Genomic DNA, 24,328 nt, shown 5'->3' with positions numbered 1-24,328 from the left:
AAGGAATCCAACAATGAATCCGTTATTTTTTGAACATTCGTCCGCGTCCTGGGAGCAGGTAGAACCTAAAATTAAAAGGCAGATTGTAAGTTATGATAATCACCTTATGATGGTTCACGTGCTTTTTGAAAAGGGTGGCGTTGGTGCCTTACACCATCATCCACATTCTCAAGTAACCCACATCGCTTCTGGTAAGTTTGAAGTGACCATTGGTGATGAAACTAAAGAATTAAGCAAAGGGGATTGCTTTTTTATCCCTTCAAATACTATTCATGGGGTAAGCTGTCTAGAAAGCGGTTTGCTGGTAGATGTGTTTAGTCCCATGAGAGAAGATTTTATAACTAAAGAATAATTATAACCACTAGAATACATGAGCAAAGTAGTAACATTTGGAGAGATCATGCTAAGATTGGCTCCACAAGGATTTTTAAGATTTTCACAAGCTAATAATTTTGATGTCGTTTATGGAGGAGGAGAATCAAATGTAGCTGTTTCTTTAGCAAACTATGGTGTACCTGTAGATTTTGTGACCAGATTACCAAAAAATGACATTGGTGAATGTGCCATGATGGAAATGAGAAAGAGAGGCGTAGGCGTAGATAAGATCGTATGGGGTGGAGACCGTTTAGGAATCTACTTCTTAGAGACTGGGGCTGTATCACGTGGTTCTAAGGTGGTATACGACCGAGCGCATTCTGCGATGAGTGAGATTCAACCAGGCATGATTGATTGGGATGAGGTATTTGAGGGAGCCAATTGGTTTCACTGGACAGGAATTACTCCTGCTATTTCACAAAGTTCAGCAGACGTTTGTCTAGAGGCTGTTAAGGCTGCTAGTAAAAAGGGTATTACCATTTCAACCGACTTGAATTACCGTGCTAAATTATGGAAATATGGTGGTGATAGAGAAGCTATCATGACCGAATTGACGTCATACTGTGATATCATTCTTGGAAATGAAGAAGATGCTGAAATGCACTTTGGAATTAAGCCAGAAGGTATTTCTGTGCAAACAGAAGGGCACAATGTCAAAGCTGAGGCCTTTTTGTCTGTTTGCCAACAGATGATGGAGAAGTTTCCAAGAGCTAAAAAAGTGATTACTACCTTAAGAGGATCAATCTCGGCTTCACATAACACATGGGCTGGAGTTCTTTACAACGGAGAGAAAATGTTTGAAACCAGACAATATCAAATTACAGATATTGTTGACCGTGTAGGAGGTGGTGATTCCTTTATGGGAGGTCTTATCTATGGTTTATTGACCTATCCTGATGATGATCAAAATGCCTTGGATTTTGCTGTTGCAGCTTCTTGTTTAAAACATACCATCAAGGGAGATGCCAACTTGGTAACTATTGATGAGGTGAAAAAACTTATGGGAGGAGACGCTTCTGGAAGAGTGGCTCGCTAATTAAAAATATTTAAATGGGTTCATGTGGATGCTGTAATGAAAAGAACGGGTCATTCAGCATTCACAGGACTATAACATAACAGATTATGGCACAATATACACGACTTGAGGTGGCTCAAGTAATGAAAGAGAATGGAATGATTCCATTGTTTTTTCATAGAGATATAGAATTAAGTAAGAAGGTTTTAAAAGCCTGTTTTGATGGAGGTGCTCGTTTGCTAGAGTTTACCGCGAGAGGTGACTTTGCTCATGAGGTTTTTGGTGAATTGGTAAAGTATGCTTCAGCAGAATTGCCAGGTATGATTTTAGGAGTAGGATCAGTTACCGATGCAGCAGCAGCATCCCTATATATGCAATTGGGAGCCAATTTTATTGTAACTCCTGTTTTGAGAGAGGATATCGCTGTGGTATGTAACCGTAGAAAAGTATTGTGGTCTCCAGGATGTGGTTCCTTGACTGAAATTGCTAGAGCAGAGGAATTAGGCTGCGAGATTGTCAAATTATTCCCGGGTGATATTTACGGACCGCAGTTTGTAAAAGGTGTTAAAGGGCCACAACCTTGGACATCGATTATGCCTACGGGTGGTGTTTCTCCAGAAGAAGACAACCTAAGAGCTTGGTTTGACGCAGGTGTTACTTGCGTAGGAATGGGTTCTAAGCTTATTTCAAAAGATATTTTAGCAAATAAAGATTTTAAAGGGTTGGAAGCAAAGGTGAAAGACGCTTTAGACATCATTAAGAAAGTTAGAAAATAAGATGCAAAATAAACTTCTTGCAGCATTATCGTTACTTGGATTTTTAATTTTCATGGGCTGTGCTAATACACAGGAACACCGTGTTATTAAACTAGGTCATGGACTGGATGTGAATCATTCGGTACATAAAGCCATGGTGAAAATGGGTGAGGATCTCGCCGAAATTTCAGGTGGTAAAATGGAATTGGAAATTTATCCAAGTCAACAATTAGGAACCGAAAGGGAATGTGTTGAATTGCTGCAAATAGGAAGTTTAGACATGACCAAAGTTTCTGTTGGAGTCATGGAAAATTTTGCGCCAAAAATGAAAGTGTTTGGTCTTCCCTATTTGTTTAGGGATAAGGAACATGCGTTTCAAATTTTAGATGGTCCTATAGGGAAACAACTTTTGGATGAAGGTGAGGATTATTGGATTAAGGGTATGGGATATTATGATGCTGGTAGCCGAAGTTTTTATACCAAGGAAAAACCCATTGAAGAACCATCTGATTTAAAAGGAATGAAAATCAGGGTTATGGAAAGTGCCTCAGCCATTGAAATGGTTAAAAGTTTAGGAGGCTCTCCAACACCTATTTCATGGGGTGAATTATACACCTCCTTGCAACAAGGTGTCGTGGATGGGGCAGAGAACAATCCTCCTAGTTTTTATTTGTCTAGACACTATGAGGTTTGTAAATACTACAGTTTAGATGAACATACCTTACTTCCTGATGTCTTAATCATTGGGAAGCATACATGGGATCATTTATCAGACCAGGAACGTGTTTGGTTGCAAGAGGCCGTAGACAAATCTGTGACTTATCAAAGAGTGCTTTGGGAAGATTCGGAAAAAGAAGCTCTAGAGGCCGTTAAGGCAGCTGGCGTTTCAGTCATATTGCCAAACAAGGAGCCTTTTTCAGAAAAAACGAAATCGGTTTACAAGCAATATGAGCAGGATCCCGAAATCAAAGAATTGATAGATCAAATAAAAAGTACCAGATAATATGAATCTTAGAAGCAGAATTGATTTGATTTTGGGTAGACTACTTATCACCATTATGGCGGTGATGGTAGTGAATGTTTTATGGCAGGTCTTTACCAGGTTTGTGGTTGGGACCCCAAGTTCATTTACAGATGAATTGGCAAGATATCTTATGATTTGGTTGGGAATTTTGGGAGCAGCTTATGTTTCAGGTAGAAACATGCATGTGGCAATTGATGTTTTGCCTCAAAAAGCAACTACCGAAACCCAGAAAAAAATAAAACGCATAGTCTATATATTGATTATTGCATTTGCCTTTTTTTGTTTGGTTATAGGAGGGATTAGGCTTGTTTATATTACCTCTGTGTTGGGACAGCATTCGCCAGCCTTACAAATTCCATTAGCATGGGTTTATTCTTGTATCCCCTTGAGTGGCCTATTGATTATTTTTTATAAGATTTCTGATATTAAAACCCTTAACTAACCATGGATTATTTCCCAGTAATTGTACTAGTTTTTAGTTTTATTGCCTTATTGTCAATAGGAACACCAGTCGCTTGGAGTATCTCTATTTCATCTGTTTTAACCATGTTGGTGAGTATTCCTAGCTTACCAGCACTTACCACGGTTTCTCAAAGGATGGGTACTGGTTTGGATAGTTTTGCCCTTTTGGCAATTCCGTTTTTTATACTCTCGGGCCAATTAATGAATAAAGGGGGCATAGCCCATAGACTTATTGCGTTTGCGAAAACCTTGGTTGGATCCCTTCCAGGTGGGTTAGCCTTAATCAATGTTATAGGCGCCATGTTAATGGGTGCTATTGCGGGTTCGGCTATGGCTTCGGCTTCAGCTATGGGAAGTATTTTGGGTCCTGAAATGGAGAAAGAAGGCTACTCAAAAGAGTTTGGTGCTGCCGTAAATATTACTTCGGCCACCACAGGATTGGTAATTCCTCCTAGTAATGTATTAATCGTTTATTCATTAGCTAGTGGGGGTGTATCTATTGCAGCTCTGTTTTTGGCAGGATATATTCCTGGTATATTAACAGGATTGTTTTTAATGTTGGTGGCATCGTTTTGGGCCAAAAAGAAAAAATATAAGCAAGGAGAGCGTAGCTCTTTAAAGGAGGTAACAAAGACCTTTATTGCGGCTTTGCCAAGTTTGATGTTGTTGGTAGTAGTTATTGGAGGTATCGTTAGCGGGATTTTTACAGCTACAGAGGCCTCTGCCATTGCCGTGTTGTATACCTTGCTTCTCGGATTTTACTACAAAGAAATCACCTTTAAATCACTTCCAGAGATCTTGTTGGATTCTTCGTCTACTACGGCTGTAGTTATGTTATTGATTGGAGCATCTATGAGTATGTCATGGGTAATGTCTTATGAGAACATACCTCAAGATATCAGTTCTGCTTTATTATCTATAAGTGACAATAAGATTGTCATTTTATTGATTATTAATTTGCTGCTTTTGTTTGTAGGGATTTTTATGGATATGACTCCAGCGGTTTTAATATTCACGCCCATCTTTTTACCAGTGGTAACCAAATTGGGTATGGACCCCATTCATTTTGGAATTATCATGGTGCTTAACCTTTGTATTGGACTTTGTACACCACCTGTAGGATCGGTGCTGTTCGTAGGTGTTGGTGTGGCACAAACTACCATACAAAAAGTTGTAAAACCTTTGGTTCCTTTATTCTTGGCAATGATTGTTGCCCTGTTTTTGGTAACCTATTTTCCAGAGTTGACCTTGTGGTTACCTCGATTGTTTAATTTGTAATTGTTTAGGAATGGCACAAAATATAGATAAGAAACAACCATTAAATAGAAATAATGTCTCTGTGGGAGACTTATTTCCTATTAAAGTCCTTCAATTTGGAGAAGGCAATTTTTTAAGGGCTTTTGTGGAATACGCATTTCAAAAGCTGAATCAAGCAGTAGATTTTAATGCAGGAATCGCTGTAGTTCAACCTATTGATCGTGGTATGGTATCTATGCTCAATGATCAAGATGGACTTTACACACTATTCTTAAAAGGATTACGAAAAGGGCAGGTTATTGATCAGAGTGAATTGATAACCAATATTGTCAAAGGTATCGATCCTTATACCCAATATGATGCTTATTTGGCTCTAGCTAGAGAAAGCTCTTTACAATTTATTATTTCTAATACTACGGAAGCTGGAATCGCTTATCAAGCAGATGATAGGGCAGATATGACGCCGCCAACTTCCTTTCCGGCTAAACTAACAAGATTTCTTTGGGAGCGTTTTGAACATTTTTCTGGTGATCCAGAAAAAGGGCTTACCATCATACCTTGTGAATTAATTAATTACAATGCCGATACACTTCAGAAAATCATCTTGGATTATTGTAATGATTGGGAATTGGGAGATGGTTTTAAAACATGGATAAATACAGCATGTACTTTCCATAATACGTTGGTAGACCGCATTGTTCCAGGATATCCAAAGGACGATATTGATACTTATTTGGCTGAATTAGATTATCACGATAATTTGGTTGTAACAGCTGAAGCTTTTTTCCTTTGGGTCATAGAGGGAGGAGCCGATTTAAAGGCCAAACTTCCATTCGATAAAACCGAATTGGATGTGAAAATCGTGGAAGATATGCAGCCATATCGAACTAGAAAGGTTCGAATTTTAAATGGTGCTCATACTACCATGGTGCCATTTTCTTTACTTTATGGAAATACCACGGTGAAGGAAACTGTGGATAATGATTTTACAGGAGATTTCGTCAATAAAGCGATTTTTGATGAAATCATTGAAACTTTGGATATGGACAAGACCGAATTGCAAGAGTTTGCCCATGAAGTTTTGGACCGTTTCAGAAATCCATTTATTAAACACCAATTGGCAGACATTGCCTTGAATTCCATATCAAAATTTAAGGTTCGTGTACTTCCCAGTTTGCTGGAATATGCCCAAAGAAAAAGTGCCTTGCCAGCTCATTTAACATTTGCATTTGCTTGTTTGATAAGATTCTATAAAGGCACATGGAAAGGAGCTACTCTTCCGGTTAAAGATGGTGCAGATATCGTTGCATATTTTGAAAATGCTTGGAAGGAAAACGATTATGACAAACTTGTGGAAAATGTGTTAGGTCAAATTGCTTTTTGGGACGAAGATTTAAATCAAGTGCCCAACTTGTCAAAGGCAGTGGCTACGGCACTGAAGGAAATTGAAGAACATGGTGTAGAGAAGGGATTCAAGAACTTTAAAGAATCCTTATAAAAAGATTCAGGATTATGCAGAAACAATTAATAAAAGTCCATCCATCTGATAATGTTGCTGTGGCACTTATCAACCTTTCTAAGGGTGAAAATGCATTTTTAGAAGAGCAAGAAATCTTATTGGTTTCAGATGTCAAAGCAAAGCATAAAATTGCTTTAACCGATTTGGAGCCATCTGATAAAATAATCATGTATGGGGTTTTGGTTGGGAAAGCCAATACTAAAATTCAAAAGGGTGAGGTTCTTACTACGGGTAATGTAACCCATCAAAGTGAGAAGGTGTTTGGCAAAACGGATAGTATTGGGTGGAATCCACCAAATATAGATAAATGGAAAGACCGCACTTTTATGGGATATCATCGTGAAGATGGTCAAGTAGGTACAGCCAATGTTTGGTTGTTTTTTCCATTGGTTTTCTGTGAAAATCGAAATATTGAAATCCTAAAAGAAGTTTTTGAAAAGGAACTTTTAACACAAAAAACAAATAGCCATAGAATGCTGTTGCGTTCTTTGGTGAATGATGGGGAAAGCTCGGTAGCGACAGAAACGCATGAGGTAACAACCAATGTATTTGACAATATCGAAGTGAAATTTATTACCCATGCTGGTGGTTGTGGTGGTATTAGACAAGATTCTGAAACCTTAGCCCGATTATTAGCTGGATATGTAAAAAACCCCAATGTGGCCGGAGCTACGGTATTGAGTTTAGGGTGTCAAAATTTGCAGATAGATATATTTAATCAAGCATTGGAAGCTATCAGCCCCGATAATAAGAAACCCATTTTAATGTATGAACAACAAAAAATGGGGACGGTTGATGAAATGCTTTCTGCTATTATTAAAAAGTCATTTGAAGGCATCAAAGAAGCTAATAAAATAGAGCGTAAGCCAGCACCGCTATCCAAGTTAAGATTAGGTTTGGAATGTGGCGGCTCAGATGGTTTTTCAGGTATTTCTGCAAACCCAACTTTAGGCTATACGTCTGATCTTTTGGTAGCTTTAGGAGGGACAGCCATACTATCAGAGTTTCCAGAGTTATGTGGCGTGGAGCAGGAGTTAGTTAATCGTTGTGTGACTGAAGAAAAGGCAGATAAGTTTTTGGGTCTGATGAAAGATTTTGAAGCGTCAGTGGTTAATGCCGGCTCTGGATTTGATATGAATCCGTCACCTGGTAACATAAAAGATGGTTTGATAACAGATGCCATGAAATCGGCTGGAGCTGCTAAAAAGGGCGGTATTTCGCCGATTGTAGATGTCTTGGATTATGGAGAATATGTGACTGAATCTGGCTTGAATCTGTTATGTACACCAGGAAACGATGTGGAAAGTACGACAGCTATGGTAGGTTCTGGAGCCAATGTGGTTCTTTTTACGACTGGATTGGGTACGCCAACGGGTAATCCGATTGCTCCTATTATAAAGGTGTCTTCCAACTCCGAATTAGCTAAGAAAATGAATGATATCATCGACATCGATACCGGAGGAATTATCAAAGGCGAAAAGACCATTGAAGAAATGGCTGAGCAAACTTTGGAGGAGATTATACAAATTGCTAGTGGCACAAAGCAAGCAAAGGCTAAACTTTTAAATCAAGATGACTTTATTCCTTGGAAACGAGGGGTTTCTTTATAGTTTTTAACCTATTTATACATGCCATGAAAAGATTTTTTGCCCAAATTTTGATTTTTACTTTGGCTTTCTGTTATACGAGCTGTAGTGAGGATTCCCCTAGTGAGGAAAACGATGTCAAAGTGAGTTCCATATCCATTATAGGAGAGACGATAACGGATGGAGGCAGCAGTCAGCTATCGGTTCAAGTCTTGCCAACCAATGCGACCAATAAATCGGTCAATTGGTGGGTTTCCAATACAGCCGTAGCGACTATATCTAACACCGGATTACTAACAGCTGTTTCCAACGGATCTGTTGTAGTACAAGCCATAGCTAAAGATGGGTCTGGAGCATATGGAGAAAGATCCTTTTCAATATCGGGGGTGGGTTCTATTCCTGATAATATAGTGCAAACCAGCCAAGAAATTCTTCAAGCGATTGCTAATGCCTCTGCAGGAGATATTATTTACATTCAAGGAGGGGAATATGAATTCAGTTCCACCATTCAAATTTCTGGATCAGGAACAAATGGAAATCCCATCATTTTAATGGCTAACCCGGAAGCTACAGAACGTCCCAAGTTTAATTTTTCTTCTATGACTGAAAACTCAAATAATAGAGGAGTTTATCTTTCTGGAGACTATTGGCACATTAAGGGTGTTGATATTTTTGGAGCTGGTGATAACGGTATGTATATAACAGGGGATAACAATCTAATAGAGTTTTGCACCTTTAGTGAGAATGCCGACTCTGGACTGCAAATTTCTTCGGGTGGAAGTAATAATACTATTTTGAATTGCGACTCCTATTATAATGCTGATTCGACCTTAGAGAATGCCGATGGATTTGCTTGTAAGCTTACTGCTGGTTCCAATAATAAGTTTATTGGTTGTAGGGCTTGGCAAAATTTAGATGATGGCTGGGATGGCTATTTAAGGGATAATGATGATATCACGACCTATTATGAAAACTGTTGGGCCTTTAATAATGGCTACTTAATGGACGGAAACCCGGGAGCCGGTGATGGTAACGGATTTAAAACTGGGGGTAGCGATGACAAGACCTTAAAGCATCATGGTGTCTATAAAAACTGTATTGCAGCAGGAAACATTTATGATGGCTTTGATCATAATAGTAATAGGGGAGATGTCGAATTATACAATTGTTCGGCCTACAACAATGGAAGAAATATTAATTTCAGCAGTACCAATATTGCTAATTTTCTTTTGATTAAAAATACGCTTTCTTTTTCAGGCGTTAATTCTGATTCCTATTCAGCTACCCAAACAGACATAAGCCATAACGGTTGGCAATCTGGTTTGGTGACTGATGCTTCCGATTTTGTAAGTGTGGATATTAATCTTTTGGCCTCACCCAGAAATGCTGATGGAAGTTTGCCAGATATTGACTTTCTGAAACTTGTTTCTACGAGTGATTTAATTGATCAAGGAGCGGATGTAGGATTGCCTTTTTCAGGGACAGCTCCCGATATTGGAGCCTTTGAATTTCAGGATTAATTAAGGATATTTACTTATTACTTATTAGAGAATTGGCATAAACCTCAATGTTTGAATAGTTGGGGTTTATCGATTTTAGGTTGGAATCCTTTTTATTTGGATCCAAGCCATTTTGTAACTCCCAATCATCTGGTATGCCGTCTTCATCCGAATCTTTGTCTAGTTTTTTCGAAATGAGTTGAGGCCAACCTCCAACATTCATTTGGGAATCAATAATCCCGTTTTGGTAAGAAACTGCGCCATGAAGTACATTGCTTGCGATTCTTAAGTCTACGGCATCTCTATGTAGACTAGCTCCTGCAGTTGTCAATACGCAATCAAAAGCAGTTAGTGCTGTTTGAGTTACCGTATTGTTGAATATAGCAATCGGTTCTATTAGTTTGGCCTCATTCGGATTTTCACATTGAACGCCGCCATTCCAATTATCTTCGGAAACGGCTGGGTAGCCATATACAAAATTGCCATCCACATAAAATTGACCATAAGGTTCAGAAGGACTTACAATCCGATTCAATTTAGATGAGGTTGTTGCAGGACCCGATTTAAAATAATTGTTGACAAGGTTGTAGCGACCTTTTTCTCCTCCATAAATGCTATTTTCACCCCAATTGTAGATGACGTTGTTTCTAAAATCTACAAATTCATTTTCCGAATTTTGAGTTGTTTCAGAGCCGCTAAAACGCGGATTTCTGCTGTTGTTGTGTGCTAATAGGTTGTGATGGAAAGATGCTCTTACACCGCCCCAAATGCCGCCATATCCATGTGCTCCTTTGTGATGAACAGAACGATTTAAAGCTTCAGAGATGACACACCATTGCAGGGTGAAATTTTTGTTGTTATAAAAGGAGGCATTTTCATCGGTCCCCCAACTTATGGAGCAATGGTCTATAATCACATTATTGGTTTTTCTGCATCCTAATGCATCACCTTCAACCTGATTGACATCCCCCATTCGGAATCTTAAATATCTAACAATAACATTGTCCGCTTTAATAGTAACGGGATATCCTTTAATTGTAATTCCATCGCCAGGAGCAGTTTGCCCCAATATGGATAAATCTCCTTTGTTGATATCCAAATCTTTCTTTAATTCAATGGTGCCAGATACGTCAAAAATGATGATGCGAGGGCCGCTTTTTAAAATACCCTTTCTTAGGCTACCCTCTCCGTCGTCATTTAGGTTGGTGACTTTGTAAACAATGCCATCTCTTCCTCCTGACACAAATTTACCAAAACCTTCAGCCGATGGGAATGCCAAATCTTGAGAGGAGCAAGAGGTGCTAAAATTTAAAAAGAGGGTAAAAATAAAAAGAGGTGCTAAAAGTTTCATGTGTATAAAATTAAAAAAAGAGGAGTGATTTTTATTCACTCCTCCCTTTATAGACTAATTCAAACTAACTTATTATTGAAGCCAACGTGGGTCTCCAACATTAAAATCGATTAACGATTGAGTGGTTACTGTGAAATCTCCATTTGCAGCGTCTACATATCCAGGGTCTACTGTTGTGTAGGTAGTAGAGGTATCATATCTAGCTACTGATGAATCATACAATGTAGGTGCATTGAAGTAATTATTGTTGGCAAATGTGATGGTTTCATCTGTCTCATTTCTATCCGAATAACCTTCTACGGCAGTATCAGTAATCAAATTATTGGTAACCGTAATATCATTACTGTCAAATCTTACGTAAAAGATTCTTCTACTATCAGAATTTGAGCAGGCGTATAGCGTACAATTAGCTAAATTAATATTGCTTGTCAAGCCTACACCATTAGAATCTCCGGCCGCATCAATTCTAAAGAAATCTCTTCCTGGTGCACAGTTATTGAAAGTACTAGTATTTACATCGATATTTAAAACATCTGAATTTCTAAAGTCGATAAAATCACCTCCATTCGTCAATACATTTGTTACAATACTATTTTCTACTGTGAAAGAGTTTAGAACCGCCCCCGTTACATTACCGTAAATAAGCGCTTTGTCATAATCATGAATGTTACAACCACTAATAAGAATACTGTCATAACTTCCTGTTCCATCAAATTTTAAAACTTCTACTACGCTATTGGCTAGGTCTCCAGTTAAGTCTAAATCTACCAGATTAACTTCGGTAGCTCCTGTTGCTAATACAAATCCAATTTTTAATAAAGGTTTGTCAAAGCTGTATAAGCCTTGGATAGTAATTGGTTTATCTAATGTTACAGAACCAGATTGAGCTGTATAATCTCCAGCATCCAAAACTAAAGTGGCACCTGGTTCAGCGTCAGCAATCATCTGGAAAAGATCATCATCAGGAGTCACTAATTGCCCGTCTCCAATGTCAATTCCTGTTGTAAAGTATTGGACACCTCTTAAAGTAGCATTATTAAAAATTTGAGCGGTGTAATCTGTTTCTCCTGTAAGTCCAGAAATGATTGCAACACCACTAGCTTGCTCTTCAGGAGTGATATTATGAACAATTCCTCCTGGTTCAATAGTAATATGGGTTACCGCACTGTTTGGCAACCAACGTAAGGTGGCCTCGGTGGCTAGAATGTCTCCTGGCTCAATTGGTAAAAACAATTGTTCGGTGAGCGTTTCAGCTGAAATATAGGTGTAATTGGAGTCTTCCAACCCTCTGCTGCTCAATGCTTGAACTCTAATGTAATATAGAGTTTCACCTTCCAAAGGAACCAAAACTGGTAATTCATCAGAGCTTACTGTTACAGATTCTACAATGTTGCTAAAATTTTCATCTAAACTAAACTCCGCTAAATAGGTCTCTACATTTTCATCAACTGTCCAATTAAGCTCAACATTTACTTGATTTCTTATAAATGCAGTGAGGTTTATAGGTGCAAACTCCCTGCTAATTTCAAGTTCCTCGATCAATTCATCTGGCTTTTCACAACTATTGAAAGCGAGAAGTAATGCCAAAACGGCTAAAAAAGGTTTGATTATTTTGGTTGTTTTCATAACAAAGGTGTTCTTTCGGTTTATTTTAATATCCATAATCATTTACTAATTGTCCGTTACTACCATCAATGAATATTTGCCAAATTGGCCAAAATTGTCTGTTGTCTGGATTGGTACCTTCATCGTAAATGGAATTAATGGTCTCATCCGCCAAAATCGTCCAGTCAAATGCTGAATATTCTGGTCCTGGGTCTGTATTTTCGTCACGATTTAAACCGTAAATGTCTAAAGTTTCGCCGTCATCTTCATATTTGTAGTATAGAGTACTAGGAACATTTGAGTATTCGCCAGTTCTATCCCTTAAATTAAACATTTTTACTTTGGCTTCATCTAGGCTAGATGCTAACATGTTCCAACGAATTAACGCTTGTTTACGACTCATCTCCCCTGTAAATTCATATAGATACTCTTTTTGAATGGCCTCTAACATAGCATCTGAACTAGAAATGGCATTCACATAATTGTCTACTTTCTCAGGGTGTAATTCAGAAGGGAAAGCTCGCATTCTAATTTCCTTCAAATATGGTGCTGCTGCCCCTGGTCCTTGAAGTTCATTGGCAGCTTCTGCAGCTATTAATAAAACCTCAGCATAACGCATATAAATTTTGTTAATACCATCATCGTTAGTTGATGTCACATAACGGTTCATCCACTCGTAACGGTATTTTCCAAAATGCCAAGTGTCTAGGTTAACTAATTGTTGTTGCGAAAAACCATCAACGGGATTGCCCCACTCATAAGGCACACAAGTGATATCCCTTCTAGTATCGTCCTCATCGAAATCATAAAAAATATGAGGAAGAGGTCCTGCACTACCACCACGAGGTTGGCCTGTGTATTGATCAACCCCTCTATGGCGAACAGCAAAGGAGAATAATACTCTACCACGACCAGCAGCAAAGGGTATTTCCCAAAGCGATTCGTTCCCCGCTGTTAAAACTTCTTGGTTGTAATTTCTCCAAAACGTTTCAAAAGAAGGCTCTAAATGAGCCATGCCACTTTCTATGACATCGGTGGCTTCATCTAAGGCTAATGCATACATATTAGCAACAGAAAGATCTGGGTCATTACTTCTTCTGATACCGTCAGGGTACTGTTGGTACCCGCTTGCTACCATTGCCAAACGAGCTCTAAAACTTTTAACAAACGCTTTATTAATTCGCTCTACGGAAGTAGTATAGGATGTTTCATTGGGCCAGGCTACCAAAGTGGAGGCTTCTTCTAAATCAGTGATAATTTGTTTGTATATAACATCCCTATTTGTTTTAGGAATATAGATGTCTTCATTCGTAATTGGCTCAAAACGAGCAGGAACATCTCCCCAAGTTTTCATTAAGTCGGCGTAATAGATAGCTCTATAAGTCAAAGCTTCTCCCAAATATTGCCCCAATACAGTTCCAGGTTGTGGATCTCCATGAGTTCTTAGACCTCTGATACAAATATTTGCGCGTTCAATACCTCTATACATCATGGCCCAAGCATTATTCTCAGTGTTCATTTGGGTATTCGTTGGGGTAACACTATAGTCCATTAAAGGTCTTTGTGAACTTCCAGATTCATCTGAGCTGAAATGGTATTCACAGTCGGTATTAAAGCCATAAAAAGGAATAAAACGACCTCTGTAGGAGTTGGTCTGGCCCATGGGTTCCAAGATACCATCAATAGCTCCTTTAGCTAATGCAGGCGTAGAAAAAATAATAGACTCGTCCAAAGTAGATTGGGCTGGAGCATCTAAAAAGTCTTCTTCAAATTCCTGACACCCAAAAAATAGCCCGATGAGTAAAATTCCAGTTATTTTATATATGTGTTTCATTTTCATAATCATTTTATTAAAAGTTGAGGTTTAAACCAAATACTATTTGTCTGCTCCTTGGGTATGCTGAATGATCAACTCCTGGAGTAAGTGGCGTTTTTCTATAAGTTGATACTTCAGGGTCTGGCCCAGAATAATTAGTTAGAACAAACACATTATTGGCCGTAGCATAAAAACGCAGCAAACTGATACCTGTATCTTTCAATAAAGTGTTAGGTATGGTGTACCCTAAAGTTAAGGTATTTAATCTTAAAAATGAAGCGTCTTCAACCGCCCAATCTGTGAACATGTATCTCTGCATGTATGGTGACCACATACTAGTATTAGCGTTCAAAGCTTGCAATTGCTGAGGGTCGGATACCAATTGCCCTGTATTTGGATCTAAATTGGTCCATCTAACACCATCGGCCATTTCTGAACTTAAATTTCTATATTGACTGTTTTCATTGGAAGTAGTAAATTCAATTTTATTGGCATTGTAGATGTCATTTCCAACACTAAAATTGAAGGCAGCCGATAAGTCAAACCCATAGGCATTTGCGTTTAACACAAAACCACCTGTTAAGTCTGGATTGGCATCTCCTATAATATCTATATCATCCGTATCAACTACGCCATCGCCATTAATGTCCTTGAGTTTCATAGAACCAGGAACAGGTGCGGTGCCTAAAGCATCTCCGCTATCAGCAACACCATCCAAAAGGGTATATTCACCTGTTGCAGCATCATAACTAAAATCAGATACTTCATAACGACCATCGGTTTGATATCCAATCATTGTTCCGATAGGTTGACCTACATAAACCGCATAATCATTTCCTATTTGTGAAGATGCCCATCCGGTTGAAACGGCATAATCATCCATGATTCCTAAGGAAGTAACTTTGTTTCTATTCATGGCCACATTAAAGTTTAGGTTCAAATTGAATTTTTCCTTTTCTATGGCCACAATGTTTAAAGAGGCTTCAAGACCCTTGTTCTCAAGTTCTCCCATATTTCTAAACTGCGCTGCATACGGGGATCCTGGAGTAGGGAATCGAATTAATAGGTCTTGGGTAATATTTTTGTATACTTCAACCGATCCACTAACCCTATTGTTAAATAGACCAAAATCCAAACCTAGGTTTTGGGCAATAGTCGTTTCCCATTTTAAATTCGGGTTAGCCTGAACATTGGAAGGTGCCCAATAATTGCTTACCTCATTAATATAAGAAGTATTGTTTGATTCAAATGTCTGTATAGTTTGTCCAGTAGGAATATTATTGTTACCCACTTCTCCATAACTCACTCTTAGTTTCAAAATATCTAACCAGTCTGGATCATTCAAGAAAGCTTCTTCTGATATTTTCCATGCCAAAGCAGCAGAAGGAAAGTATCCCCAACGGTTGCTTCCCAAAAATTTACTGGAACCATCCATACGGTAAGTGGCAGTCAATAAATATCTGTTCTTGAAATCGTAATTTAAACGACCAAAAAAGGATAATAATTTGTCATCTGGACTATTAAAATTATCATAAGAAAAGGGATCACCTTGAGTAGTTAAATTCATTGCTGTTTCAAAGTCAAAATCTGTAGGGAACCCGTGAATTTCACTGGTTTTTGAATTGGTTTTTGAAACAATCATTTCTTCTCCAACCAATACTTTTAAGACGTGATCTTCATTTTTGATTAATTTTTTAAAATCATAATTAAGGGTGTTCGCATTTCTAAAGTCCTCTCTTTTGCGATCTCGAATAATTAATCCTGGCATTCCTTGGTTTTCAACTAAAGGTCTGTTACTAGACCAATAGGTTGATGTACCATAAAATCTACTATCAACGTCATTTCTATTATTCAAACCAAAATCACTTTTAAAATTCAGGTTTTCAATGATATCCCAAGAAAAACTACCAATCATGTTGAAGTTGGTTCTGGTTTGTCTTCTTTGGTTGTCATCCACTGCTAAAAATGGGTATACCAAATAACCAAAAATTGCATCATCAGTATTAGTTGAGTTCAATTCTGGTATTGGTATTGGAGAATAGCCCACACTGTGTCTCAATCGTCTATCAGCAGAAGATACTTCATTTTGTTCATTTGCTCCTCCACCATTAATTTCAGTGTCTGAATATCTTACTGTAAAAGATAGGTCAACTTTGTCACTGGCTTTGCTTTTTAGAGATAAAGTCAAGTTGTCTCTTTTAAAATCAGACCCAACCATAATTGCTTTTTCATCAAAGTGTGCATAGTTAAAGTTGTAGTTGATTTTGTCTGATCCACCTCTAACTGATAAATCTCTACTCTGTACTTTTCCAATGCGACCATAAATTTGTTCTTGCCAATTGTTGCCCTCCATGCCTATATACTGGTCATAATCAGAGTATGATCCAAAATAGTCCTCATAAGATTGAACATTATCTCTCAACAGGGCATATTCATATTGCCATTTAACATAGTCTTGAGGCTCAAGAACGTCAATGGTATTTGCGATTTTTTTCATTCCGTAAAATGTATTTAAATTCACGGAAACCTTTCCAGTTTTACCACTTTTGGTTGTGATAATTACAACCCCATTAGCACCTCTAGAACCGTAAATGGCGGTTGAGGAAGCATCTTTTAGCACACTAATGTTTTCGATGTCTGAAGGTGAAATATCACTAAAACTTGGAACAGGAAAACCATCCACAATAATAAGTGGAGAGCTATCTTGAGTTAAGGATCCGGCACCACGTACTCTAATGTTTATCTCGGCATCAGGAGATCCCTCGGTTGAAGTAACCTGAACCCCAGCTAAACGTCCCGTTAATGCTTCAGCGGCACTTGCTATAGGTTGGGCAGTTAAATCCCCTCCGTCAATGGTTACAACTGAACCTGTTAAATCTGACTTTTTTGAAGTACCATAACCAATAATTACAACCTCATCTAAGGCTTCTTGGTCTGGTTGTAGAACGACATCAATCGTTGTTTTACCATTTACTGGAACTTCTTGAGAGATAAATCCAGTGTATGAGAAAATTAAAATTGCCGAAGAATCGTCGAGGTCTAAGGAATAGTTTCCGTCAAAATCGGTAGTTGTTCCTTTAGCTTTTCCTTTCACCAAAATATTGGCTCCTACCAAAGGACCTCCTAACTCACCATCGGTTACCGTTCCTGTTACTTGAATGGTTTGAGCTTCAATCATAGAGCTGCTCAAAACAAATAGAAAAAGGAGGAATGCCGACCGTGAATTACTTTTCAAAATTCCAAATGTTTTCCAATGTAAGAGCTTGGAAAACAAGTCATCAATTAAATTGTTGTGCATAAAAAGTTAGTTAAAAAAATTAGTAATAAACATGTAATCGATTACACAAATTTATTATTAATTTTGAATTACGCAATTAATTATTGATAAAAATTTGAATATCGCAATTTTAGTAACTTTAAATGAAGAATTAATAAAAGTAATTCCGCGCTTGTTATAAAGGTGTTAAATAAGAACGAGTTGCGTTATTGGGAAGTGATAAAGAAAGGTTTAATAGGGCGAATGATTATCCGCAATAAGTATATGAATTATGGTGGCTGACTAAATTAAAACTGAAGCGCCCCCTAAATAGAATTGAAAATAATTCTTGTTTCTAATTTTTATTAACTCTTGGAGGAGTCCCTTACGATAAGCTCTGGATCCAAAACAACCTTTTTTTCAATCTTCACTTTTGAGGCATTTTTTATTTGCTCTAGAAATACTTTGGCAGTCATTCTGCCCATTTCCAACGGGAATTGGTTGACCGTACTAATAGTAGATTCCATGAATTTTGTAAATGGTTCATTACTGAAACCTACCACCGCAAAATCTTTTGGAACATTGTAGCCCAATCTTTTTAATTCTTGGATAGCGCCTAATGCAACAAAATCACTTGATGACACAAGTGCATTAGGTTTGGGGTCGAGATTGATAAGGTTTTGGATGGCCATCGCTCCATTCTGCAGGCTACTTTTTGTTTCAATGATGTATGATTCATTGACTTCTAGGCCTGCATCAAGTAGAGCTTGTTTGTAACCTGAAAAACGATCTTTATAAATAAGAAGAGAGCGGTCTCCTCCAACATGGGCTATTCGTTTATATCCCAGGTCAATGAGGTGTTTAGTTGCTTTGTAGCCTCCTTCAAAGTCATTGATGGTAACTGAGCTAACTCCGTCCATTTGCAACTTTCTATCAAAAAAGATAAGGGGAACATTTTTATCTAAGACCTTTTTGAAGGGTTTGGTTTCGGTATATGAAGTTGAAATTAAAATACCATCTACTTGGGCATTTAATAAGGTTTCAATATTGGCAGATTCCCTTTCCGTGCTCTCGTGAGTTTGGCAAATGATTACGTGGTATCCATGAGGGTTCAATTCTTCTTCAATCCCTCTAATGACTGAGCCGAAAAAATTACTATCTACTCTTGGAACCACAACTCCTACATTATGGCTTCGTCCTCTTTTTAAGGCTAAAGCTAATTTGTTTTGCTCGTAATTCATTTTAGATGCAGTTTCCAAGACGAGGGCTCTTGTAGCTTCACTAATTTTTGGATTGTTATTTAAGGCTCTTGACACTGTGGCAGCCGTAATGTTTAGCTCTTTGGCTATATCATAAATCGTAGTCTTTTTCGCCATTGAATTAGAAAATATTAGTGAAGAAATGGGTCGACAAATATAATTATTTTTTCTTTTCAGAAATCTTGTTATCGATTACAATATAAAATAAATATCCTTTTGATAATTGTAAATTACAACAAAATAGAGTTTTAAAAATCCTAATATGGAATAAAAATACGGTGTTTTTTTTCAATAACGCAATAAAAGATAGAGCTTTTTGCATATTTACTTGGAAAGTATTTTGAAATTTTTTAGGTTTGGTAATCGATTGCATTTTTGCTTTTCGATAAGTTTTTGAATTCATTTTATATTGTTCTTTATGAGGGTAAGAAATTTTTTAGGGTTACTTTTTTTAATGCTGGTTTCTGTTTTGGGATGTTCTGATAAAAAGGAGTCGGTCGTTTTTAATCCATGGAGTGATATGAAGGCGGTCTTGGAAACTATAAAGGCACCAGAATTTAAGAATGAAGTATATAATATAATGGACTATGGAGCAAAGGGAGATAGTGTTTTCGACAACACAAAAATTATTGATTCGGTAATTCGCCTTTGTTCTTCAACTGGAGGGGGCAAGGTGGTGATACCGGAAGGTAAATTTTTCACAGGCCCTATTCATCTTCAAGACAATGTCAATTTACATCTTGATAAGGATGCTGAAATTTTATTTAAAACCGATCCCAAGGCTTATTTGCCATTAGTACATACCTCTTATGAAGGAATAGAATTGATGAATTACTCGCCATTGGTGTATGCTTACAAAAAAACAAATGTGGCTATAACAGGTTCTGGAGTTTTAAATGGGCAAGCGAATGAAACCAATTGGTGGCCATGGTGTAAAAAGGATGTTTATGGTTGGAAAGAAGGGGAACCTTCTCAAAGAGATAGTTTGAATTTGCCAAGATTGATGGAGATGGGGCAGGCAGGTGTACCTCTTAAAGATAGAGTTTTTGGAGATGGGCATTATTTGAGGCCTACATTTATTGAGCCCTTTGAATGTAAAAATGTGTTGATTGAAGGGGTGAAAATCGTGAATGCTCCTTTTTGGGTTATACACCCTATCAAATCTGAAAATGTGATTGTCGATGGTGTTACTGTTGAAAGTCATGGGCCTAATAATGATGGTTGCGATCCAGAATACTCCAAAAATGTGTGGATAAAGAATTGCACATTTAATACGGGTGATGATTGTATTGCTATTAAAGCAGGTCGTGATAATGAAGGTAGGCGAGTAGGAATGAAAAGCGAAAACATCATTGTTCAGAATTGTAAAATGATTGATGGACACGGTGGTGTGGTAATTGGAAGTGAAATGTCAGCAGGTGTATCCAATGTTTATGTTGAAAACTGTGAAATGGATAGTCCAAATTTGGATAGAGCTATTCGAATTAAAACCAATTCCAGAAGAGGTGGTGTAGTTGATGGAGTTTATGTCAGGAATTTAAATGTCGGACAAGTTAAAGAAGCCGTTTTGAGAGTCAATTTATTTTATGGCATTTATGCTGGACAGGAAGGTGAATTCATACCAGAGGTGAAGAACATTCTTTTAGAAAATGTCAAAGTAAAGAATGGTGGTAAATATGGAATTCTAGCCAAAGGTTATGCTGAATCACCTATTTCCAATATTACATTTAAAGATGTTGTTATAGATCAGGTCGAAGAACCTTTTTCTATGGAGTCTGTGGAAAATCTGAAATTAATAAATACAAAAATTAATGGTGAACTTATGGAATCTCCAATTGAGTCCGCCAAACCTTGAAGTTGAATTTTTAGCAATTGAGTTTACTATAAATTAGTTTGAATTGAAATGTTGTTTTTTAAATAAGCCTGATAGCTGTCAGGCTTATTTTTTAGATGAAATGGTATGAAAGTGAAATTTCCAATCATATGTTTGATAATGCTGTTGACTTCCTACGGAATGGCTTTTCAGCAAATTAAAAAGGATACGTCCTATACTGTAGCCTCTACCTACAAGAAATTGGTTAAAAAGCATCCAGATATCAAAGAGGTGGCAATACCTGAAGCACCTAATTTGAAAATTCAGAAAAATTTGGTTTACGGAACCATAGGTGACCGAAAGTTGCATTTAGATCGTTATGAGAATACATCTGTTTCCAATGCCCCTGCTATAATTTTGGTTCACGGTGGAGGTTGGAAATCGGGAGATAAAAAATTGATGGCGCCTTTGGCAGCCCACTTAGCTTTAAAAGGATACCAATGTTTTGCAGTAGAATATCGTCTATCAGATGAAGCTAAATACCCGGCAGCTATAGATGATGTTACAGAAGCACTTCGTTTTATTAGAAAACATGCTAAAGAATATCAAATTAATAATGACAATATAGTCGTTTTAGGAGCTTCGGCTGGGGCTCAAATAGCCACTTTGGTAGGTTATTTGGAAGCTGATTTAGTTCGAGCCGTTGTGAATATTGATGGCGTGCTGGCTTTTAGGCATCCAGAATCATCAGAAGGAGATATGGCAGCCTTTTGGTTAGGAGGTGTTTATGAAGAGGCTCAAGAAAATTGGGAAAATGCTTCGCCTATTAACTATGTTTCCAAAAACTCCCCGCCTATTTTGTTTGTCAGTAGTTCGTTTCCCAGATTCCATGCAGGAAGGGATGATATGATTAAAAAATTAAATAACTATAATATTTTTAGTGATCATTATACATTGCTAGGGAGTCCTCATTCTTTCTGGTTGTTTCACCCATGGTTTGAGGAGACATTAAACCATATTATTGTATTTTTAGATAAGACATTAAAGAAAAATTAAACCCTATGAAAAAACGAAATTATATTGCTGTAATATGTCTTGGAGCTTTGTTCTTGGCTTGTAAAAATGAAAAGAAAGAAACTCCTGATGAAGAGGTTGTAGTAGAACAGGCGGAAAAGTCTATCCCTAAAACCTATGCCGAAATTGCCATTGCACAAGGAGGTGAATGGGTGGATGGGCCGAGAGGCCATAAGGAATATGCCAATGGCACCTCTTTTAAAAATGTTGATAATCTTAAAGTTCCAGACCAACATACAGATCACTCGTGGTACATTAGGTATGAAGGACCGGGATGGGAGAGTAACAAAGTAGGGTATAGATTGTATTTAGATTGGCGAAATGCTATTGATATTTTTGGTAAAAAAACCGATACCATGGTTTTGGCCCAAGTGGGGCAAGATGGATTTGATTCCTATCATGAGCCAGAACCCTGGGGGCAAGATATACTTAAGGTTGGCAAAGGTTTGGGAGTAGGTTCCCTAGGTAGATTAGTCAATAATGAAGTGCAGCATTTCCAAGAAGTCGATTCAACCTTTGCTTCCGTAGAAAATTCTGATGCCTTATCTACTGTTCATGTCAATTACTTTGGATGGAAAACAGGTGATGAAAGTATTGATTTGAAATCTACCTTGAGTATTCAGGCAGATAAAAGATATACTAAGCACACCATTAAACCTTCTAAAGCAGTAAATGGTATTGTAACAGGAATTATCAATCACGAAGTGGACTATTTGGAAAAACTAAGTGATAACAAAAAATGGGGATATATTGCTACTTATGGCGAACAAACTTTGGTGCCCGATAAATTAGGGATGGCGGTTTTTTATGAGGTCGCAACTACTGCGGAAGTCAAAAAAGGAGAGTTTGATTATTTGGTAGAATTTAAACCAACAACAGAACCCATTTCCTTTTACTTTTTAGGTGCTTGGGAACAGGAACCCGATGGTATCAAAAACAAAGAAGAGTTTGAGGCCTATTTAGATGGGTTGTTGGCAGAATTGAATTCTAATAATAAGATGTAATGAAAAGGAGTGTCCAAATTTTTCTTGTTGGATGTCTATCCTTAGGAATCCAGTTCTTGTGTGCCCAAGAAAAACAATGGACTATTGAAGACTGTGTCAATACTTTTTCACAAGAGGAAGCGGTTCCTACCAAAGTTGGATATCAATATTGGTTTGCCGACAAGGATTTTTTGGATGGACGAACCATAAAAATGAGTGTGGTTGCTCCTGGAAAATCAACCCATGCACCTCACAAACATGCGGAAGATGAATTCTTTTATGTTTTGGAAGGGACAGCTAAATTCTATCTAAATGGAAAAGAACAAGTCGTTGGACCCAATACAAGTTTATACTGTCCGTCAAATAGCATGCATGGTATTAGTAATGCTGGTGAAACAGAATTGAAATATTTGGTTATCAAAAAGTATGATAAAAAGTAAAATTAAGATGATGAATAAACTATCGGTAGCAATTGTTTTAACCCTTGGTCTTTTTTTAAGTTGTAAGGACCAAAAAAAGCAGATTGAAACAGAAGAATCTGTATCTGAACAAATCGTGGCTGATACCTTGAAGTGGTCAGAACGAATGGCGCTTTCAGAGATTGAACGTTTTCCAGATCCTACCTTACTCGATTTTAGAGAAAAACCTAGATGGAGTTATACCAATGGCTTGGTACTGCAGGCCATGTCTAGAGTTTATGAGCAAACTCACAATCAAAAACTCTATGACTATATCTATGATTATGGAAATAGAATGATTCATGAAGATGGCTCAATTGAAACCTATAAGATATCAAACTACAACTTGGATATGATTAAGTCCGGAGATGCCATTTATTATCTCTATCAAAACAAACAAGAACCTAGATTTAAACAGGCCATGGATACCCTTCATAAACAATTAGAAGGACAGCCTACAACTTCTGAAGGCGGTTATTGGCACAAAAAAGTTTATCCATTTCAAATGTGGTTGGATGGTGTTTATATGGCAGAACCATTTCATACCAAATATGCCAAAACCTTTATGAGTCCTGAGGAAGCCAAAAAGGTTTACGATAAAATAATGCTTCAGTTTGATTTAATTGAAAAGCACAGCCGGGATTCTGAAACTGGTTTGTATTATCATGGATGGGATGAAAGTAAAGAACAAAAATGGGCGAATAAAGAAACCGGTTTATCGCAACATTTCTGGTCACGAGGTATGGGGTGGTATGGAATGGCCATGGTAGACGTTTTGGATGTTTTACCAGAAGATTATGAAGGCAGAGACCGTTTGCTTACATACCTAAATCAATACGCAGAAGCCATAGTGAAGTATCAAGATGAAAGTGGGGCATGGTATCAAGTGCTAAATCTCCCAGATAGAGAAGGAAACTACCTGGAAGCTACGGGAACTTCTATGTTTACTTATACTTTGGCAAAAGGAGTTAATAAGGGGTATCTTCCTGAATCTTTTAAAGCATATGCCGACAAAGGTTTTCAAGGAATTCTGGATACTTTTATTACAGTTGAAGATTCAGGTGTGGTTAATCTAAATCAATGTTGTTCAGTAGCTGGTTTGGGCGGTAACCCTTATCGTGATGGAACTTTTGAATATTATATTGGAGAGAAAATAAGATCTAATGACCCAAAAGGGACCGGCCCATTTATCATGGCCGCTTTAGAATTGGGTAAATAGTA

The 24,328-nt window shown here is 37.6% G+C and carries 19 protein-coding genes; 14 read left to right on the top strand and 5 right to left on the bottom strand.

Going from position 1 to position 24,328, the window contains the following annotated elements; genetic code table 11:
- Positions 1 to 13: 13 nt before the first annotated feature.
- The 9 genes from GZ212_RS05305 (at position 14) to GZ212_RS05265 (ending at position 9,513) form a co-directional block, all read left to right on the top strand.
- Entirely contained in the window at positions 14 to 352 is a 339-nt protein-coding gene (locus tag GZ212_RS05305) for a cupin domain-containing protein (protein ID WP_166957908.1), read from the top strand.
- An 18-nt stretch (positions 353 to 370) separates the two neighbouring features.
- Positions 371 to 1,411, top strand: a complete 1,041-nt coding sequence (locus GZ212_RS05300; RefSeq protein WP_053971173.1) for a sugar kinase — start codon at positions 371 to 373, stop codon at positions 1,409 to 1,411.
- Positions 1,412 to 1,497: 86 nt separating this feature from the next.
- On the top strand, positions 1,498 to 2,166 hold the full coding sequence (locus GZ212_RS05295) for a bifunctional 4-hydroxy-2-oxoglutarate aldolase/2-dehydro-3-deoxy-phosphogluconate aldolase (protein WP_053971174.1): 669 nt from the start codon (positions 1,498 to 1,500) through the stop codon (positions 2,164 to 2,166).
- 1 nt (position 2,167) lies between these two features.
- Positions 2,168 to 3,148, top strand: a complete 981-nt coding sequence (locus GZ212_RS05290) for a TRAP transporter substrate-binding protein (protein ID WP_166957906.1) — start codon at positions 2,168 to 2,170, stop codon at positions 3,146 to 3,148.
- A gap of 1 nt (position 3,149) precedes the next feature.
- Complete coding sequence (locus GZ212_RS05285; RefSeq protein ID WP_053971176.1) at positions 3,150 to 3,611, top strand: TRAP transporter small permease; 462 nt, start codon at positions 3,150 to 3,152, stop codon at positions 3,609 to 3,611.
- A gap of 2 nt (positions 3,612 to 3,613) precedes the next feature.
- Positions 3,614 to 4,909 carry a TRAP transporter large permease gene (locus GZ212_RS05280; RefSeq protein ID WP_053971177.1) on the top strand — a complete coding sequence of 432 codons (1,296 nt, stop codon included), beginning with the start codon at positions 3,614 to 3,616 and terminating at the stop codon, positions 4,907 to 4,909.
- Between the two features lie 10 nt (positions 4,910 to 4,919).
- Positions 4,920 to 6,386: a tagaturonate reductase gene (locus GZ212_RS05275; protein ID WP_166957904.1), complete on the top strand. Its 1,467-nt coding sequence runs from the start codon at positions 4,920 to 4,922 to the stop codon at positions 6,384 to 6,386.
- 14 nt (positions 6,387 to 6,400) lie between these two features.
- Positions 6,401 to 8,017 carry a UxaA family hydrolase gene (locus GZ212_RS05270; protein ID WP_166957902.1) on the top strand — a complete coding sequence of 539 codons (1,617 nt, stop codon included), beginning with the start codon at positions 6,401 to 6,403 and terminating at the stop codon, positions 8,015 to 8,017.
- A 23-nt stretch (positions 8,018 to 8,040) separates the two neighbouring features.
- The gene (locus GZ212_RS05265) at positions 8,041 to 9,513 is read left to right on the top strand and encodes an Ig-like domain-containing protein (protein WP_166957900.1); all 1,473 of its coding nucleotides are present in this window, start codon (positions 8,041 to 8,043) and stop codon (positions 9,511 to 9,513) included.
- Between the two features lie 10 nt (positions 9,514 to 9,523).
- Here GZ212_RS05265 and GZ212_RS05260 read toward each other — a convergent pair whose 3' ends face one another.
- The 5 genes from GZ212_RS05260 to GZ212_RS05240 all read right to left on the bottom strand — a co-directional run bounded on the left by GZ212_RS05260 (position 9,524) and on the right by GZ212_RS05240 (position 18,896).
- The gene (locus GZ212_RS05260; RefSeq protein ID WP_206080386.1) at positions 9,524 to 10,843 is read right to left on the bottom strand and encodes a pectate lyase; all 1,320 of its coding nucleotides are present in this window, start codon (positions 10,841 to 10,843) and stop codon (positions 9,524 to 9,526) included.
- A 72-nt stretch (positions 10,844 to 10,915) separates the two neighbouring features.
- The gene (locus GZ212_RS05255) at positions 10,916 to 12,469 is read right to left on the bottom strand and encodes a DUF5123 domain-containing protein (protein WP_240923760.1); all 1,554 of its coding nucleotides are present in this window, start codon (positions 12,467 to 12,469) and stop codon (positions 10,916 to 10,918) included.
- A gap of 25 nt (positions 12,470 to 12,494) precedes the next feature.
- Positions 12,495 to 14,282 (bottom strand): RagB/SusD family nutrient uptake outer membrane protein, encoded by a 1,788-nt coding sequence (locus GZ212_RS05250; protein ID WP_166957896.1) that lies wholly within the window; start codon positions 14,280 to 14,282, stop codon positions 12,495 to 12,497.
- A gap of 16 nt (positions 14,283 to 14,298) precedes the next feature.
- Entirely contained in the window at positions 14,299 to 17,562 is a 3,264-nt protein-coding gene (locus GZ212_RS05245) for a TonB-dependent receptor (protein WP_166957894.1), read from the bottom strand.
- Between the two features lie 323 nt (positions 17,563 to 17,885).
- Positions 17,886 to 18,896 (bottom strand): LacI family DNA-binding transcriptional regulator, encoded by a 1,011-nt coding sequence (locus tag GZ212_RS05240; RefSeq protein WP_166957892.1) that lies wholly within the window; start codon positions 18,894 to 18,896, stop codon positions 17,886 to 17,888.
- A 301-nt stretch (positions 18,897 to 19,197) separates the two neighbouring features.
- Here GZ212_RS05240 and GZ212_RS05235 point away from each other — a divergent pair, with 301 nt between their 5' ends.
- The 5 genes from GZ212_RS05235 to GZ212_RS05215 all read left to right on the top strand — a co-directional run bounded on the left by GZ212_RS05235 (position 19,198) and on the right by GZ212_RS05215 (position 24,326).
- Complete coding sequence (locus GZ212_RS05235) at positions 19,198 to 20,634, top strand: glycoside hydrolase family 28 protein (protein ID WP_166957890.1); 1,437 nt, start codon at positions 19,198 to 19,200, stop codon at positions 20,632 to 20,634.
- 105 nt (positions 20,635 to 20,739) lie between these two features.
- Entirely contained in the window at positions 20,740 to 21,648 is a 909-nt protein-coding gene (locus GZ212_RS05230; protein ID WP_166957888.1) for an alpha/beta hydrolase, read from the top strand.
- A 5-nt stretch (positions 21,649 to 21,653) separates the two neighbouring features.
- Positions 21,654 to 22,670: a DUF4861 family protein gene (locus GZ212_RS05225; protein WP_166957886.1), complete on the top strand. Its 1,017-nt coding sequence runs from the start codon at positions 21,654 to 21,656 to the stop codon at positions 22,668 to 22,670.
- Complete coding sequence (locus tag GZ212_RS05220; RefSeq protein ID WP_166957884.1) at positions 22,670 to 23,089, top strand: cupin domain-containing protein; 420 nt, start codon at positions 22,670 to 22,672, stop codon at positions 23,087 to 23,089. Before GZ212_RS05225 ends, GZ212_RS05220 begins: the two co-directional genes overlap by 1 nt.
- A 7-nt stretch (positions 23,090 to 23,096) precedes the next feature.
- A complete protein-coding gene (locus tag GZ212_RS05215; protein WP_240923757.1) occupies positions 23,097 to 24,326 on the top strand; it encodes a glycoside hydrolase family 105 protein in 1,230 nt (409 codons plus the stop codon).
- Positions 24,327 to 24,328 lie beyond the last annotated feature (2 nt).

Source organism: Mangrovimonas sp. CR14 (assembly GCF_011764015.1).
Taxonomy (GTDB): domain Bacteria; phylum Bacteroidota; class Bacteroidia; order Flavobacteriales; family Flavobacteriaceae; genus Mangrovimonas; species Mangrovimonas futianensis.
This window is presented reverse-complemented; position numbering and strand designations above follow the sequence as displayed.